Annotated in this window: 16 protein-coding genes; 12 read left to right on the top strand and 4 right to left on the bottom strand. The window is 66.8% G+C overall.

Going from position 1 to position 15,143, the window contains the following annotated elements:
• The 5 genes from SB751_RS06950 to SB751_RS06930 all read left to right on the top strand — a co-directional run bounded on the left by SB751_RS06950 (position 1) and on the right by SB751_RS06930 (position 4,227).
• Entirely contained in the window at positions 1-1,449 is a 1,449-nt protein-coding gene (locus SB751_RS06950) for an aldehyde dehydrogenase family protein (RefSeq protein ID WP_250025724.1), read from the top strand.
• Between the two features lie 31 nt (positions 1,450-1,480).
• Positions 1,481-1,960 (top strand): GlcG/HbpS family heme-binding protein, encoded by a 480-nt coding sequence (locus SB751_RS06945; RefSeq protein ID WP_211944042.1) that lies wholly within the window; start codon positions 1,481-1,483, stop codon positions 1,958-1,960.
• 14 nt (positions 1,961-1,974) lie between these two features.
• On the top strand, positions 1,975-2,997 hold the full coding sequence (locus SB751_RS06940) for a 2Fe-2S iron-sulfur cluster-binding protein (RefSeq protein ID WP_211944041.1): 1,023 nt from the start codon (positions 1,975-1,977) through the stop codon (positions 2,995-2,997).
• 132 nt (positions 2,998-3,129) lie between these two features.
• Positions 3,130-3,867 (top strand): GntR family transcriptional regulator, encoded by a 738-nt coding sequence (locus tag SB751_RS06935; RefSeq protein ID WP_144199745.1) that lies wholly within the window; start codon positions 3,130-3,132, stop codon positions 3,865-3,867.
• Between the two features lie 183 nt (positions 3,868-4,050).
• Positions 4,051-4,227 (top strand): hypothetical protein, encoded by a 177-nt coding sequence (locus SB751_RS06930; protein ID WP_186296906.1) that lies wholly within the window; start codon positions 4,051-4,053, stop codon positions 4,225-4,227.
• A gap of 80 nt (positions 4,228-4,307) precedes the next feature.
• Here the strand turns inward: SB751_RS06930 and SB751_RS06925 are convergent, their stop codons facing one another.
• On the bottom strand, positions 4,308-5,153 hold the full coding sequence (locus tag SB751_RS06925; protein WP_144199743.1) for a phytanoyl-CoA dioxygenase family protein: 846 nt from the start codon (positions 5,151-5,153) through the stop codon (positions 4,308-4,310).
• Positions 5,154-5,378: 225 nt separating this feature from the next.
• Between SB751_RS06925 and SB751_RS06920 the strand changes: the two genes are divergently transcribed.
• From SB751_RS06920 to SB751_RS06900, 5 genes are all read left to right on the top strand, one after another.
• Positions 5,379-6,302, top strand: a complete 924-nt coding sequence (locus SB751_RS06920) for an AAA family ATPase (protein WP_410747888.1) — start codon at positions 5,379-5,381, stop codon at positions 6,300-6,302.
• Between the two features lie 13 nt (positions 6,303-6,315).
• Positions 6,316-7,293: a DUF58 domain-containing protein gene (locus SB751_RS06915; protein WP_144199739.1), complete on the top strand. Its 978-nt coding sequence runs from the start codon at positions 6,316-6,318 to the stop codon at positions 7,291-7,293.
• A complete protein-coding gene (locus SB751_RS06910; RefSeq protein ID WP_410747887.1) occupies positions 7,290-9,287 on the top strand; it encodes a DUF3488 and DUF4129 domain-containing transglutaminase family protein in 1,998 nt (665 codons plus the stop codon). The genes SB751_RS06915 and SB751_RS06910 overlap by 4 nt, the downstream gene beginning before the upstream one ends.
• A gap of 78 nt (positions 9,288-9,365) precedes the next feature.
• Positions 9,366-9,863, top strand: coding sequence for a MarR family winged helix-turn-helix transcriptional regulator (locus tag SB751_RS06905; RefSeq protein ID WP_410747886.1), 498 nt, complete (start codon positions 9,366-9,368; stop codon positions 9,861-9,863).
• Positions 9,864-9,910: 47 nt separating this feature from the next.
• Positions 9,911-11,446 (top strand): MFS transporter, encoded by a 1,536-nt coding sequence (locus SB751_RS06900; protein ID WP_144199733.1) that lies wholly within the window; start codon positions 9,911-9,913, stop codon positions 11,444-11,446.
• Positions 11,447-11,506: 60 nt separating this feature from the next.
• Here the strand turns inward: SB751_RS06900 and SB751_RS06895 are convergent, their stop codons facing one another.
• Both SB751_RS06895 and SB751_RS06890 read right to left on the bottom strand, forming a co-directional pair.
• Entirely contained in the window at positions 11,507-11,833 is a 327-nt protein-coding gene (locus tag SB751_RS06895; protein WP_144199731.1) for a hypothetical protein, read from the bottom strand.
• Positions 11,834-12,057: 224 nt separating this feature from the next.
• Positions 12,058-13,527 (bottom strand): DegQ family serine endoprotease, encoded by a 1,470-nt coding sequence (locus tag SB751_RS06890; protein ID WP_410747885.1) that lies wholly within the window; start codon positions 13,525-13,527, stop codon positions 12,058-12,060.
• Positions 13,528-13,712: 185 nt separating this feature from the next.
• Between SB751_RS06890 and SB751_RS06885 the strand changes: the two genes are divergently transcribed.
• Positions 13,713-14,183 (top strand): MarR family winged helix-turn-helix transcriptional regulator, encoded by a 471-nt coding sequence (locus SB751_RS06885; protein ID WP_144199727.1) that lies wholly within the window; start codon positions 13,713-13,715, stop codon positions 14,181-14,183.
• A 60-nt stretch (positions 14,184-14,243) separates the two neighbouring features.
• Complete coding sequence (locus SB751_RS06880) at positions 14,244-14,666, top strand: organic hydroperoxide resistance protein (RefSeq protein WP_092296121.1); 423 nt, start codon at positions 14,244-14,246, stop codon at positions 14,664-14,666.
• 60 nt (positions 14,667-14,726) lie between these two features.
• On the opposite strand, the gene SB751_RS06875 is transcribed toward SB751_RS06880, so the two are convergent.
• Positions 14,727-15,029, bottom strand: a complete 303-nt coding sequence (locus tag SB751_RS06875) for a GIY-YIG nuclease family protein (protein ID WP_144199725.1) — start codon at positions 15,027-15,029, stop codon at positions 14,727-14,729.
• Between the last annotated feature and the right edge of the window lie 114 nt (positions 15,030-15,143).

The following is a 15,143-nucleotide window of genomic DNA, read 5'->3' as shown; positions in this document are numbered from 1 at the left end:
ATGACCGAGACGTACCGCAACTACATCGACGGCGAATGGTGCGAAAGCGCCAGCGGCCGCACCACCGACAACCTCAACCCCGCCGACACGCGCGACATCGTGAGCCGGCACGCCGCCTCGGACGCGCGTGATGCCGCCGCCGCCGTGGCCGCCGCCTCGGCCGCCTTCGGCACCTGGAAGACAACCCCGATCGGCAAGCGCGCGAAAATTCTCAACGATGCCGCCGCGCATCTGGAAGCCAACGCCGACGCCATCGCCGCCGAGCTGACCCGCGAGGAAGGCAAGGCGCTGTCCCTGGCGCGCGACGAAGTCATGCGCTCTGCCCAGACGCTGCGCTTCTACGCCGTGGAGGGACAGACCTACGGCGGTGAGACGTATCCTAACGATGACCCGGACATGCTGGTCTACAGCCAGCGCGAGCCGCTGGGTGTGGTGACGGTGATCTCGCCGTGGAACTTCCCGGTGTCGATTCCGGCCCGCAAGATCGCGCCGGCGCTGATCACCGGCAACACGGTGGTCTTCAAGCCCTCGTCGGATGCGCCGCTCTCGGGCTACCGGCTGGCCGAAGCCTTCGTCAAGGCGGGCATTCCGAAGGGCGTGCTCAACTTCCTGACCGGCAGCGCCGCCGAGGTCGGCCCGACCATCGTCGAATCGCGCGCGGTGCGGGCGGTGTCGTTCACCGGCTCCACGGCGGCGGGCGAGCAGATCCACAAGTCCGTGCCGATGACCACGCGCACGCAGATGGAGCTGGGCGGTAAGAATCCTCTTATCGTGATGGAGGATGCCGACCTCGACAAGGCCGTGGACCTGGCCATCAAGGGCGGACTGTCGCTGTCCGGGCAGGCGTGCACCGGCACCAGCCGCATCCTCGTCATGCGCGAGGTGAAGCAGGCGTTCACGGACAAGCTCGTGGCCAAGGTCAAGACGCTGAAGATCGGCAGTGGCATGGCGGCCGGCATGGATCTTGGCCCGCTGGCCACGCGCAAGCAGCTGGAGACCGTGCTGGGCTACATCGCCGCCGGCAAGTCCGAAGCCACGTTGCTGTGTGGTGGCGAAGCGCTGACGGAGGGCGATTTCTCGCACGGTTACTACGTCTCGCCGGCAGTGTTCACCGATGTCACGCCGACCATGCGCATCGCCCGCGAGGAGATCTTCGGCCCGGTGCTCGCCATCCTGGAAGTGGGCAGCTACGCCGAGGCCATCGCCGTGGCCAATGACTCCGAGTACGGCCTGTCCGCCGCCATCGCCACGCGCAATCCGCGCTACATGCACGATTTTGCGCACGACATCGAGTCCGGAACGGTGAAGATCAACCGCACCACCACCGGCAACCTCGTCAATGCGCCGTTCGGCGGGCTGAAGCGCTCGAGCACCTCTACGTTCCGGGAGTCGGGCCGCGCGGGGCTCGAGTTCTACACCCAGATCAAGACCATCTATCGCGGCTGCTAAGCCGTCAGCCCCGGTTATTAAGGATTTCACGATGAAAAAGGCAATCAAGCTCGAATTGCGGGAAGCCCGCCACATGGTGGCGGCGGCGGTGAAGAAGGCCGAGGAAATCGGTGTACTGGAGTCCATCTGCATCGTCGACGAAGGCGGCTACCCGCTGCTGCTCGAGCGCATGGACGGCGCCCGCATCACCGGCCCGCAGATCGCCTGGAACAAGGCGTTCACGGCGGCCGGCCACAAGCGCTCCACGCACCTGTTCAACACGGCGCCCAACGGCCCGGCGCTGCCCGGCAACGAGGCGTTCGGCATCCAGTGGAGCTTCGAAGGCAAGTTCGCGGTGTTCGTGGGCGGCTACCCGGTGGTGGTCAACGGCGAGGTGGTTGGCGGCGTGGGCCTGTCCGGTGGCAACGGCGAACAGGACACCGCCTGCGGCGTGGCCGCGCTGGAGGCGCTGCGCGACCTGCTGGCCGCCGAAGACCTGACCGTGCTGGCGCAGGCCGACATCAAAAAGTAAGCAGGAGCGCGGTCATGTCCCACGGAACCCATCCCCTCTATCGCATCGAGATTGCCGAGACGCAGCAGTCGTTCACGGCGCAGCCCGGCGAGTCCGTGCTGGATGCCGCGCTGCGCACGGGCGTCAGCCTGGCCCATGAATGCACCTTCGGCGGTTGCGGCACCTGCCGCGTGCGCGTGGTGGAAGGATCGGTCAGTTATGAAGAATTTCCGATGGGACTGACCGAGGACGAGGACGCCGCCGGCTTCGCCCTGGCCTGCCAGGCCCGGCCCACGGCCGACCTCGTCATCAGCACCGCGCGCGCCATGGCGCCGGCCGTGCCGGCACGCCGCGCGTCGGCCATCGTGCAGGCGGTGACGCCGCTCGCGGCCGACGTGCTGCACCTGCGCATGGCCCTGCCCGACGACACGCCGCTGGCCTTCGCGCCGGGCCAGTACATGAAGATTCTGCTAGACGACGGAAGCCATCGCAGTTTCTCGATGGCATCCGCCCCGCGCGGCAACGAGGTGGACTTCCACGTGCGCCGCATTGCCGGCGGCCGCTTCACGGCGGGGCAGCTGCCACGCCTGCAACCGGGCGACCGGCTCGATGTGGAAGTGCCGCTCGGCAACTTCGCGCTGCGCAAGGAGGATTACCGCCCACTGCTGATGGTGGCCACGGGCACCGGCATCGCGCCCATCAAGAGCATGCTGGAGTCCCTGATGGACGACCCGGACTGCCCGCCGGTGTGGCTCTACTGGGGCATGCGGTCCGCATCGGACCTCTACCTGGACGACGAGATCCGCGCCTGGGGCGAGCGGCTCTACGATTTCCAGTACGTGCCGGTGCTGTCCCGCGCGGACGCCGACTGGCAGGGCCGGCGCGGCTATGTGCACGAAGCCGTGGCGGCGGACCTGGGCGACCTGTCCGAACATGCGATTTATCTCTGCGGCTCGCCCAACATGATCCGCGATGCGAAACAGCTGTTCACCGGACTCGGCGCGCAGGTACCGTTCCTGTATGCCGACGGGTTCACTTTCCAGCATCCGACGATGTAGTGGAATGTCTGGTCGCAAAGGTTGACGGTATACAATAGTGGCATTCACGCCGGTCCCATGCATCCCAATGGGCCGACGCTTCAACGCTCAAGTTTCTTGCGCGATCCACGATTTCCACGGCCGATCCCGACCATGAACGACGCCACCACCAGTGCCTTCAGCCCGAATCCGGACACCCCGGCTGCCAGCCTGGGCGCCCAGCATTCCCCGCTTTTCGCGCTTGTGACCGATACGTTGCGGCAGCGCATCCTCGGCGGCCAGTACGACCCCGGCGAGCGGTTGGTGGAGAACACGCTGTCGCAGGAGCTGGGCGTGTCCCGCATTCCGGTGCGCGAGGCGCTGCGCGCGCTGGCGGCAGAAGGACTGGTCAAGATCGAGCCCCGGCGCGGGGCGTCGGTGGCGCGCCTGTCGCCCAATATCGCCCGCGAGATGGTCGAGGTGCGCGCCACGCTCGAAGGTCTCAACGCCAAGCTCGCCGCGCAACGCCGCGACCCCGCACTGATCCTGGAAATCGAGAAGGTTCTCAAGGAAGGCAACGACGCCGTGAACAGCGGCCAGACCGAGCGCTTCGTCGAACTGAACTCCAGGTTCCACGAACTGCTCGGCAATATCGCCGCCAACAGCGTGCTGCAGGACATGATGCGTTCGCTGCGCGAACGCACGGGGCTGCTGTTCGCGCCGGCCAACCTGAGCCGCGCGCGGGTGAACTGGGACGAGCACGCCCAGATTCTCCAGGCCGTGATTGCCGGCGATGCCGACCTGGCCGCGCTGCTGGCCACGCGCCATGTGTTCAGTGCGGCAAAAGCTGTCGAAAACATGAACGGCGCCCCGGCAAGCGAGCCGGGCGAGGCGTCCCAACAGGGCACGTAATCCCTTCCGCCTGACCCTCAAGCCACATCCGGCTGCATTCCGGCTACATCCGGCCACATTCCGGTGCACCGAGGCCCGCCCTCGCGCGGGCGTCCGCGCATGGGCATTCCCCGTCCGCACCAGCAAATGGCGCGCCGCACCATCGCGGTGTATACTGTAGGCCGTTGTTAACCACAATAGGGAATGACCATCATGCAATACCCGGATGCTTCGTACCTCGGCCGTCCGGTCGGCGAGCAACTCCGCAAGCACTTTGCCCGCCGCGACGCGGTTCGGCACGCCACCCCGCTGCTGCCTGTCCGTCTGGCCGATCTGTTTGCCCTGTTCCGTTCGGGCACGACCCGCGGCAACGCCGCCTGACGCACGCCACCCGCTGGATATCGCGCCAATGAAAAAGCCGCCATGCATGGCGGCTTTTGTGCTTCTGGGACGCAGCGCGCTTACAAGGCGGCCGGCGGCAACTCCACACTGCCGAACTCGGCTGACCGCGTGCCGGCCAGCGGCCGGTTGCTCGCCCCGAAGTAAGCGAACGCTACCGACAGCTTGACCGTCTCGGCGTCATTCCGGCCCGCCGCGTGGAACAGCCGGCTGTCGAACATCAGCACATCGCCCCGATGCAGGGTCAGCGGCATCGCCCCTTTCAGCAGGCTCTGGCTGTTGGGATGCGCCTCAATGAGGAATTCGGCCGGATCGAGCTGTTCCGGCGCCAGCTTGGCCTGATGCGAGCCCGGAATCACACGCAAGACGCCGTTTCGCTCGTCTTCATCGCCCAACGCCAGCCAAACCGTCACCAGTTCGGGCTTCACGAACGACCAGTAGCGCGTATCGCGATGCCAGCCGGTCTGGCTGCCAAAGTGCGGATGCTTGGTCATCACGCAGTTGTGGTGCGCCAGGGTCAGGCGGGCGGGCTCGCCCAGCAGCGCCTCTACCGTGGCCACCACGTGCGGATCACTGGCCCAGCGGCGGAATACCTCGTCGCGGCCATAGGCCTGGCGCAGCCGGCGCACCGTGCCGCCCCCTTCGGCCTGGCGCGAGGCGGGCGCGCCGGGATAGCCGAGATCGGCCTCGAACTCCACCGGCGGCACGGCGGCGGCCAGATGTTTGCGGGTCATGTCCTCCAGCGCGGCGCACATGGCCTCGCTGGCAAAGCGGCGCAGCACGATGTAGCCACCCGCGTGGAATTCACGCGCCAGGCTGGCCAGACCGGCCTGGTCGGCCAGGGGCGCGGAGGAGTCGAAATCGAGGGAAACCGGGGCGCCGGAGGCGCGGTGTTGCGAGGCAGTCATCGGGGAGGGATGAGACCAATCTGAAAGTGGCAAGGCGCCAACAGATCGATGATGCCAGAAGCGGCGAGATCCGGCGCGGGCTGGCGGGCGATACCGCCCATTTCGCGTGAGACAACAGGACATTTGTCGCCCCGAATGCGTGCGGCAACCCACTGTCCGATGCGACCCCTACGCCGCTACAATGGCCGCACTCTGCACCTGCAGCCACGTCACCGGAGGCAACTCGTGACCGCCCGACCCAGGATCGTTGCCTCGCTCGCCGAGGCGCAAACCCAGCTAGGCCGCATCCTACTGGGCAAGCCGCGCCAGGTGCGCCTTGCCCTGGCCTGCATGCTGGCCGGCGGCCACCTGCTGCTCGAAGACGTACCCGGCGTGGGCAAGACCACGCTCGCGCATGCGCTGGCGCAGACGCTGGGCCTGCAATACCAGCGGGTGCAATTCACGAGCGATTTGCTGCCGGCGGATCTGGTTGGCGTATCGGTCTTCCTGCGCGAGGCCAGCGAGTTCCGCTTCCATCGCGGCCCGATCTTCGCCCAGCTGGTGCTCGCCGACGAGATCAACCGCGCCCCGCCGAAAACCCAGAGCGCGCTGCTGGAGGCCATGGCCGAGCGGCAGGTGACGCACGACGGCACCACGCATGCGCTGCCCGCGCCGTTCTTCGTCATCGCCACGCAAAACCCGCTCGAGCAGATCGGCACGCATGCGCTGCCCGAGTCGCAACTCGACCGCTTCACGATGCGGATCTCGCTCGGCTACCCCGATCCGGCCTTCGAACGCGTGCTGTACCTCGGCGGCGCCGCCGACCAACGTCCGGTTGCCGTGATGGACGCCGAGCAGGTGATGGCGCTGCAGGCCGCCGCCGCCAAGGTCTACGCGAGTCCCGCGCTGGTGGACTACGTGCTGGCGATGGTGCAGGCCACGCGTGCGGAACCGGGCTTCGTTGCCGGACTGTCGCCGCGAGCGGGACTGGCGCTGCTGGCCTGCGCGCGGGCCTGGGCGTTGCTGGAACAGCGCGAACTGGTGGTCCCCGAGGACGTGCAGGCCGTATTCGCGGCAGTGGCAGGGCACCGCCTGCTGCCGTCCGGCCATGGCGTGGGCCAGGGCGCCGGGGTGCTCGACCGCCTGCTGTCCAACGTCGCCATTCCCTGATTTCCGGCCCGCCATGCGGCAAGCCTCCGCCACCGCGCACCGTCCGCTGACCGCCTGGCTGCACCGCCAGCATGGGCCGGTCAATGGCGTGGTGACGTTCGATCGGCGCCATCTCTATATCCTGCCCACGCGCAGCGGAGCCGGCTTTGGCGTCCTGCTCGTGGCGATGCTGCTGACCTCGCTGAACTACAACATCAGCCTCGGCTTCGCGCTTACGTTCCTGCTCGCCGGCATCGGCATGGCGTGCATGTGGATGGCCTATCGCAATCTGCTGGAACTGGCGGTGTCCACGGGTGCCGCCTCTCCGGCCTTCGTGGGCGATGTGGCAGTCTTTGCGCTGAACGTGGACAACGCCGACCCAGCGGCCCGCATCGGCCTGGAGGCCCGCACGCCCCAATCCGAGGTGGCCACGCTGACCCTCGATGGCGACAGCCGGGGCACCTTGGCGCTGCGCGTGCCGGCCACCGCGCGCGGGCGCCTGAAGCTGCCACGCGTCACGTTCTCCAGCCGCTTTCCTTTCGGCCTGTTCCGCGTGTGGAGCTACGCGGACTTGTCGCTGGTGGCTTTCGTCTATCCGGCGCCCGAGCCGAACGCCCCGCCGCTGCCGCAAGTGGCCCGCCCGGACGACGCCGAGGACGGCACGCTGTCCGTTGCGTCTGACGATGGCATCGACCAGTTGCGCCGCTATCGCACTGGCGACCCGCTGCACCGCATCGCCTGGAAGCACAGCGCCCGCACGGGCCGGATGCTGAGCCGCACCGGGTCCACGCCGCGCCTGCCCGGCTGCTGGATCGACTGGGACGCGCTGCCACCGGGCATGGATACGGAGGCCCGGTTGTCCCGGCTGTGCGCGTGGGTGCTGGCCGCCGGCGACGAGATCGAGATCGGCCTGCGCCTGCCCGGCGTGGCATTGCCGCCCGCCCAGGGTGCCGCCCATCGCCGCGCCTGCCTGGAAGCGCTGGCCGTGTGGCCGGAGCGGCGCGCGTCATGACGCGGCACGAAGTTCGCCCGCTCGGGCATCAGGAACACGGCATGCTGATGGGCCAGCTCGCGCTGGTGCTGGCGCCGCAGGCGCGCTCGCTGCCGGTGTCGGTCAGCCTGCTGCTGCTGGTGCTGCTGGCCTGGCGCTGGCTGCTCTGGCGCCAGCGCGCACCGCTGCCATCGAAGCTGATGCTCGGCGTATCGGCCGTGCTGGTACTGGTGACCGCCGCCGCGCTCGTGTGGCAGTCGGGCGGCAGCCTCGGGCGCGAACTCTGCGTGGCGCTGCTGGGCGCGTTCGTCATCCTCAAGCTGCTGGAAACCCGGGCGCTGTCCGATGCCACGCTGGTCACGCAACTGTCGTTCTACCTGCTGCTGACGCTCTACCTCGCCGATCAGCCGTTCTGGCTGGCGATCTACAGCATGGCGATTGGCGCATGGATCCTGCGCAACTGGCTGCTGCTGCATCATCCGGAAGCGCGCGGGCGGCTGGCGATCTGGCCGCTGCTTGGCCGCATGGCGCTGATCGGCCTGCCGTGGGCGCTGTTCCTGTTCGTGCTGTTTCCGCGACTCGACCATCCGCTGTGGCGGCTGCCGCAGTCCGAGCCCGTGGGCCGGACCGGCATTTCAGACACGATGAAACCCGGCAGCGTCGGCGAACTGATCCGCTCGCCCGAGGTGGCGTTCCGCGCCGATATCGTCGGGGATCCGCTGCCCGCCAGCGCGCTGTACTGGCGCGCGCTGGTGCTCTGGAACTATGACGGGGTGGCGTGGCGGCCCGCCGAGGGGTCGATGCGGCCCATGCGCCCGGCCAACGGGCTGCGCGATGAAGGCGACGACCCGCCACTGCCCGCTGGTGTGCGCGCGTACAACGTCACGCTGGAGCCGAACCAGCAGGCTTGGCTGTACCTGCTCGACCGGGGCCTCGCGGTGTCCGGCAGCCTCGACGCCCGCGTCTCCGCCGACGACGAATTCTTCACCCGCGCGCCGGTGGACCGGCCGCTGCGCTACCGGGGCCACTCAACGCTGGCGGGCACGCCACAACCACTGTCGCGGCGCACGCTGGCGCTGTCGCTCGCGTTGCCGGAAGGCAATCCGCGCAGCCGCGAACTCGCTGGCAGCTGGATGGCGCAGTATCCCGACCCTTGGCGGCGCGTGCAGGCCGCACTGCGGCTCTTCGCCGGTGCGCCCTTCGCCTACACGCTCTCCCCGCCGCCGCTGGGCAAGCAGCAGGTGGACAGCTTCCTGTTCGACACCCGCCGTGGCTTCTGCGAGCACTACGCCAGCAGCTTCGTGTTCCTGATGCGCGCCGCCGGCGTGCCCGCGCGCGCCGTGATGGGCTATCAGGGCGGCGAGTACAACCCGCTGGGCCGGCACTACATCATCCGGCAATCGGATGCTCACGCCTGGGCCGAGGTGTGGATCGCCGGGCGCGGATGGGTGCGCGTGGACCCGACCAGCGCCGTGGCGCCGAGCCGTGTGGAAGAAGGCGTGGACGCCGCCCTGAGCGGCGACGAAGCCGAGGCGCTGCGTGCATTGCGCGGGCCGGCATGGCTGCGGGACCTGCGCCTGGGCCTCGACGGACTGACCTATACGTGGCAGCGCTGGGTGCTCCAGTATGACCGCGCGCAGCAGGGCCGGCTGCTGCAGAAACTTGGCATGGATGGCCAACTGCCGGCGCTGCTGGCGGGCGGGCTGGCAACGCTGAGTCTTGTCGCACTGTTGCCGCTCTGGCTGCGGCAACGCCGGCTCGATCCACTCCAGGCGCTCTATGCCCGCTTCTGCGCACTGCTGGCGCGCCATGGTTGCGCGCGCGGGGCATCGGAAGGGCCCGCCGATTTCGCACTGCGCGCCGCCGAGGCATTGCCAGGCGCCGCCACCGCCTTGCAGGCGTTCACGCGCGACTACATCGCGCTGCGCTACGGCACGCCGGATGCTGCGGGCCGGCTGCAGGCGATGGCGCGCATGCGCAAGGCGCTGATACTCGTACGGCGACAAGTGCGCTAACCATCACGCGCATCGGCCGGTTGCCATTCCCGCACCTCGGTCATATAGTTACGTCTGTAACTATATCGAATGTAACAAATGCCTTTCGAACAGCGCATTGCCCGGTTCTGCGCGGAATACCCGGACGCGCCGCACGACCTGATGCTCGCCTCCCGCCTCCTGCTGCGCTCCGCCAGATTGCTCCGACATCACATCGAGCGCGCGCTGGCTCCGCACGCGCTGGACATGGGCCAATACCTGATCATGAGCCTGCTGCTCGCCGATGGCGGACAGCCGACCATGCCGTCGGAGCTTGGCGTCGCCATCGACGCCACGCGCACCCAGATGACGCGTCTGATCGACGGCCTGGAGGCGCGCGGGCTCGTGCAGCGCAAGACCTCGACGCAGGATCGGCGCAGCCTGGAACTGACGCTGACGGCGGAAGGCCGGGCGCTGCTGGATCGCGCCGCGCCCGCCGTACATGCCGCCTATGGCGAGGCCTGGGCGCCGCTGGGCAAGGATCGGCTGGCCGATGTCACACGCGACCTCGCGCAGCTGCACCAGAATCTCGCGGCGCTCGACGCGCAGCGGTCGTGAACCTGCCCGCCCCCCAAGGCGAGCGCGCCGGCCCTCGCTGGCCCGGTATGTTGAGTCGGCTGTTGAGCCGCCCCCAGCGCCAGACGTTGCTGATGATGCTGCTCGCACTGGCCACTGGCGTGGAGTTCCTCGAGAACATCATGTTCGTGTTCGCGTCGAGCCATATCGTCGGCGGCATCGATGCGGACCCGCGCAGCTTTGCGCTGGTGCAGGCGGCCTATGCCGTGGGCAGCATGCTGATGATTCTCAAGCAGCAATGGCTGGCGCAGCGCTTCGGCTATCGCTACTACCTCACGGGGTCGTTGCTGCTGTTCATGGCTGGCACGCTCGGCGCGGCCACCAGCACCGGCTTGACCCAGATGGTGGCCGCCCGCTTCGTGCAAGGCGTGGGCGGCGGCGCGCTGTTCACCAGTTGCCGGATTCTCGTGAATCTGATGTTCGGCCCGGCTGACCGGCCGCGCGCCACACGCATCTTCATGCTGGGGATCTTCGGCGCGTCGGCGCTGGGGCCGGCGTTCGCGGCGGAGCTGGTCGAGCGCGGTGTCTGGCAGGATGTGTTCTACGGCGTGCTGCCGTTCGCGGCGCTGGCCACGCTCGGCGCCTGGTTGCTACTGCCCGATGCCGAGCCGCGCGCCGATGTGGGCGGCCCGGCGCTCGGCCCGTTGCTGCTGTTCGGCGTGGCCATCGTGGCACTCCAGGCGTCCCTGACCGAAGCGCGCTTCGACCTGTTCTCGCATCCCGCCCGCGTGGCCGTGGTCGCCGCGCTTGCCCTGGCACTGCTGGCCGGCTTCCTGTGGCACCAGTGGCACCACGCCACGCCGGTGCTGCGGCTGCGCGCGCTGCGCCACCCCGTCTACCTGACTGGGCTGGCCATGTATTTCGTCTACTACATGATCAGCAACCTGAGCGGCTACGTCTTCCCGATCTACGCCGAACAGGCGCTCCGGTTCCCGCTGGCCACCACGGGCTGGCTCAATACGCTGGCCGCCACGATCAGCCTGGCCGGCATCTGGTGCTATCTGCGCGTAGCGCGGCACCTCAAGCACAAGAAGCCGGTCATGGTGGCGGGCCTGCTGCTGATGGCGGGCGCGATGACGTGGTTTTCGATGATGCCGCCCGATGTCGGGCCGGTGGCGCTGCTGCCCGGGCTGGTGGGCAAGGGGCTGTTCGGCGTGATGGTCATCATCCCGATTGCCGGGCTGACGTTCCGCTCGCTGGCCGACGACGACGACTTCGCCCACGGCTACCGCAGCAAGAACCTGATGCGGCAGATTGCCGGCTCGTTTGCGTCAGCGCTGGGGGCGGTGCTGCTGCAAAACCGGCAGTTCGCGGTGCATACCAGCCTGACCCATGCCATCGGGCAACGCCCCGCCGAGACGGCGCAGTGGATGGAGTCGGCACAGAAGGCGCTGATGGCGCGCGGCTTTGATGCGGGGCAGGCGCACGCGGGCGCGCTGGCGCAATTGGCGACGATCGTCGACCAACAGGCGCGGCTAATTGCCTGCGAGGATCTCTATCGATTGATTGCCGTGCTCGCGCTGGTGGCGGCCATCGGCATGTTCGCGCAGCGTCGGCTGGACTAGCGCCCAGACTGTGGACGGCGCGGTGAGGATACGACTAGGGGCGGGAGAGGTGTCCGCCCGTCAGAACAGCGACAGCTGGCGCATGCCGAAGCCGATGGTTTCTTCCACGCGGGCACGCGCATGGGCCAGGGAGCCCTCGGCGCCGGAGTAGTTGCCGGCCGCCCAGCGGTAGACCACGGGGAGTTCGCCGCGATCGGAGAGATGGACCTCGCCGAGCTTGTCGCCACGTTCGTTGCGGTAGAAATGAGAACGGTAGCCGCGCTCCCAGTGCGGAGCGGCTTCCTTTTTGCGGCGACGCGGGGTCGTCGGCTTGGTGGTGGCAGGCGTCAGGCGCCGCGTTCGGTCGGTACCCGGCGAGATGGGGGCGCGGGTGAAATCCAACTGCATAGACTTCCTTGTTCTGTCGATTCAGCAAGAACCAGACGTGGTGGCCATGGCCGCCACTCGCTTCATGCATCGCAGTCGAGATCATACCTGCTCAAACACGTTTTTGGGATGTTTTATCGCCCTGAATTCGGCCTCTGGCAAGGGTTTGCGGGCCGTATACCGGTTTACGGTATACGGCCTGTATACGTAAACCGGGCACCGTAAACCCGGTTTTCCGGACCCCGTTAACCGAGGTCCAGGGGGATGAAAATCCGGGCATCGTCACGTTGCACGAGCAGCGCAACCTGCTTGCCGGACTTCGACACAAGCGCCCGCAACTGCTCCGCCGAACTGATCGGCGTGCCGTTCAGCGACAGGATGACATCGCCCGGCTGAATGCCCACGCGCGCGGCCGGACCGGCCACGTCTTCCACCACCAACCCGCCATCGATGCCGCTGTCCCGCTTCTCAGCCGGCGTAAGCGGGCGCACCGCGAGGCCGAGCTTGCCGCCGGTTTCGCCACCATTCGCCTTCTGCGCCACGGCACCTTCCTGGGCCGTGCCCACCTTGACGGTCAGCGTCAGCGGCTCGCCCTTGCGGATAACCTTGAGCTGGGTCTGCGTGCCGGGCTTCATGTCGGCGACGTGCTCCGGCAGATCGCCCGAATGGTCAATGACATCGTCGCCCAACTGCACGATCACGTCACCCGGCTTCAGGCCGGAGCGGGCGGCGGGGCTGTCCGGCTCGATCGAATTGACCAGCGCGCCGGCCGGCTTGGGCAGGTTGAAGGACTGCGCCAGCGCCTGGTTGACCTCCTGCACCGAGATGCCGAGGCGGCCGCGCGTGACCTTGCCATGCGCCACCAGTTGCTCCTGCACCTTCGTCGCCACGTTGATCGGAATCGCGAACGACAGCCCCTGGTAGCCACCGGTCTGGCTATAGATCTGCGAGTTGATGCCGATCACTTCGCCCCGTTGGTTGAACAGCGGGCCGCCGGAGTTACCGGGATTCACCGCCACATCGGTCTGGATGAACGGCACATAGGTGTCATCTGGCAGCGAGCGGGACTTGGCGCTGACGATGCCGGCAGTGACCGTGTTCTCGAAACCATAGGGCGAGCCGATGGCCAGCACGGGCTCGCCGACGCGGATCTTCGACGGATCGCCAAGTCGCACCGTGGGCAGGTTCTTCGCATCGATGCGAATCACGGCGATGTCGGTCTGCGGATCTGCGCCGAGCACCTTGGCCTTGAATTCGCGACGATCGGTCAGTTTGACGGTGACTTCCGTGGCGTTGTCTACCACGTGAGCATTGGTGAGAATCAGCCCATCGGAACTGACGATGAAGCCGGAGCCCAGTCCGCGCACCAATTGCGGCTGGCTGCTCTGCGGACCCTGGAACTGCGGGCCGAAGCGCTTGAAGAACTGGAACAGCGGATCGTCGGGATCGATACCCTGCGGCGCCTGCGCAGAGGTCCGTTGGGCGCGCGCGGTGACGCTGATGTTCACCACGGCGGGGCCGTACTGGTCGACGATGCCCGAGAAGTCGGCCGGCGTGGCGACGGCGACGGGCGCGCCGGAGGCCGAAGTCGTGACGGGCGTCGGCGCGGCGTAGCCGGGGGTGATGGCATCCTTCTGGAGATAGGCATAACCGCCGGCCAGCGCAACGAGCGCGGCGACACCGACGGCGGAGCGGGCAAAAGTCTGGCGAATCATGGTCTTTCCTCTCTGGTTTGGCTTCTTGCGCGGACGCAGGAGTTGCGGCGCGATGGAAGCATCCTAAGCAGCCATCCTTAAACCAGACTTAAAGTTCCGACCTATCTCGCCCGCGTCACCTATCCTCAATAGTCACGATAGAAAATTTATCTTGCACACAATTTAATTGTGTATAAGATAGAGCCATGGCTGACGCAACGAACTCTTCCGCTACCGATGACTGGCTTCGGCTGGATCAACAGCTCTGCTTCGCGCTGTACTCCACGTCGCTGGCAATGACCAAGATCTACAAGCCAATTCTGGGTGAGCTTGGACTCACTTATCCGCAGTATCTGGTCATGCTGGTGTTATGGGAGACGGACAAGCTGACGGTATCGGCACTGGGGGAACGGCTGACGCTGGACTCCGGGACACTGACCCCGCTGCTCAAGCGGCTCGAGGTTGCCGGGTTGGTGACACGGGCACGCGATGAAGAGGATGAGCGACGCGTGCTGGTCAGCCTGACGGATGCCGGCCGGCGCCTGCGCGCATCGGCGGAAGGTATCCCGGAAAAGATGTTGTGCGCGACGCAGTGCTCGATCGAAGAGATCCAGACATTGACGGCGCGCCTGCATGAGATGCGGACCACGCTGGACAATGCACGGTCCGAGGATTGATTTGCCGATTTCGGCATGATTTTGAAACGCCCCCGAGCGGGCATCGCTAGGAGAATGCAAATGAAACTCGAGAAAGTCCTGTACACCGCCCACGCATCCGCAACCGGTGGCCGCGATGGCCGCGCCGTGACGTCCGATAATCAACTGGACGTGAAGCTGGCCGTACCCAAGGAAATGGGCGGCAAAGGGGATGGCCTGAATCCCGAGCAGCTGTTCGCGGCTGGCTATTCGGCATGTTTCCTGGGTGCGATCCGTTTCGTGGCCAGCCAGCAGAAGATCACGGTCTCGCCGGACGCCAAGATCGAAGGCGCCGTCGGCATCGGCCAGATTCCGCAGGGCTTTGGTATCCAGGCCGATCTGAAGATCTCGCTGCCGGGCATGGATAAAGAAGCAGCCCAGAAGCTGGTGGAAGCGGCTCACCAGGTCTGCCCCTATTCGAACGCCACGCGCGGCAACATCGAGGTGACGCTGACGGTGGTCTAAATTTGGCTACTGCTGCGATCACAAACAAAAACGCCGGCAAATTTGCCGGCGTTTTTGCTTTTATGCTTTGTCTTCCGTTTCGAGCACCGCACAAAACGCGCGCTTTTGCACGGCCGACATGCGCTTGGTGGCCAGCTCGGCCTTCAACGCTTCCGATTTGTTGTCGTAGCGAAGCCATCCAAGCAGGCGCCTGGGTTTGCGGGACCGCGTGTATTTGGCACCAATACCGGCAAGGTGCTGGGCATAGCGGCGCTGGACGTCGGTGGTAATCCCCGTGTAGATCGAATTGCCTTCGCATTCGAGCAGGTAGAGATACCAGGGGGTTGCCTCGGCGCAAGCGAGGTCTTCTTTGTCAGAGGGCATGGCACGCAGATCATAAGCGTTTTCGTCACGAAAATGCCAATCTGGCGCCGCAAAAGCAAAACCCCCAGCCTTTTGGGGCTGGGGGTTTTGGGTATAAGAGCCTGGCGATGACCT

This window comes from Cupriavidus sp. SIMBA_020 (assembly GCF_046535395.1).
Lineage (GTDB): Bacteria > Pseudomonadota > Gammaproteobacteria > Burkholderiales > Burkholderiaceae > Cupriavidus > Cupriavidus campinensis.
This window is presented reverse-complemented; position numbering and strand designations above follow the sequence as displayed.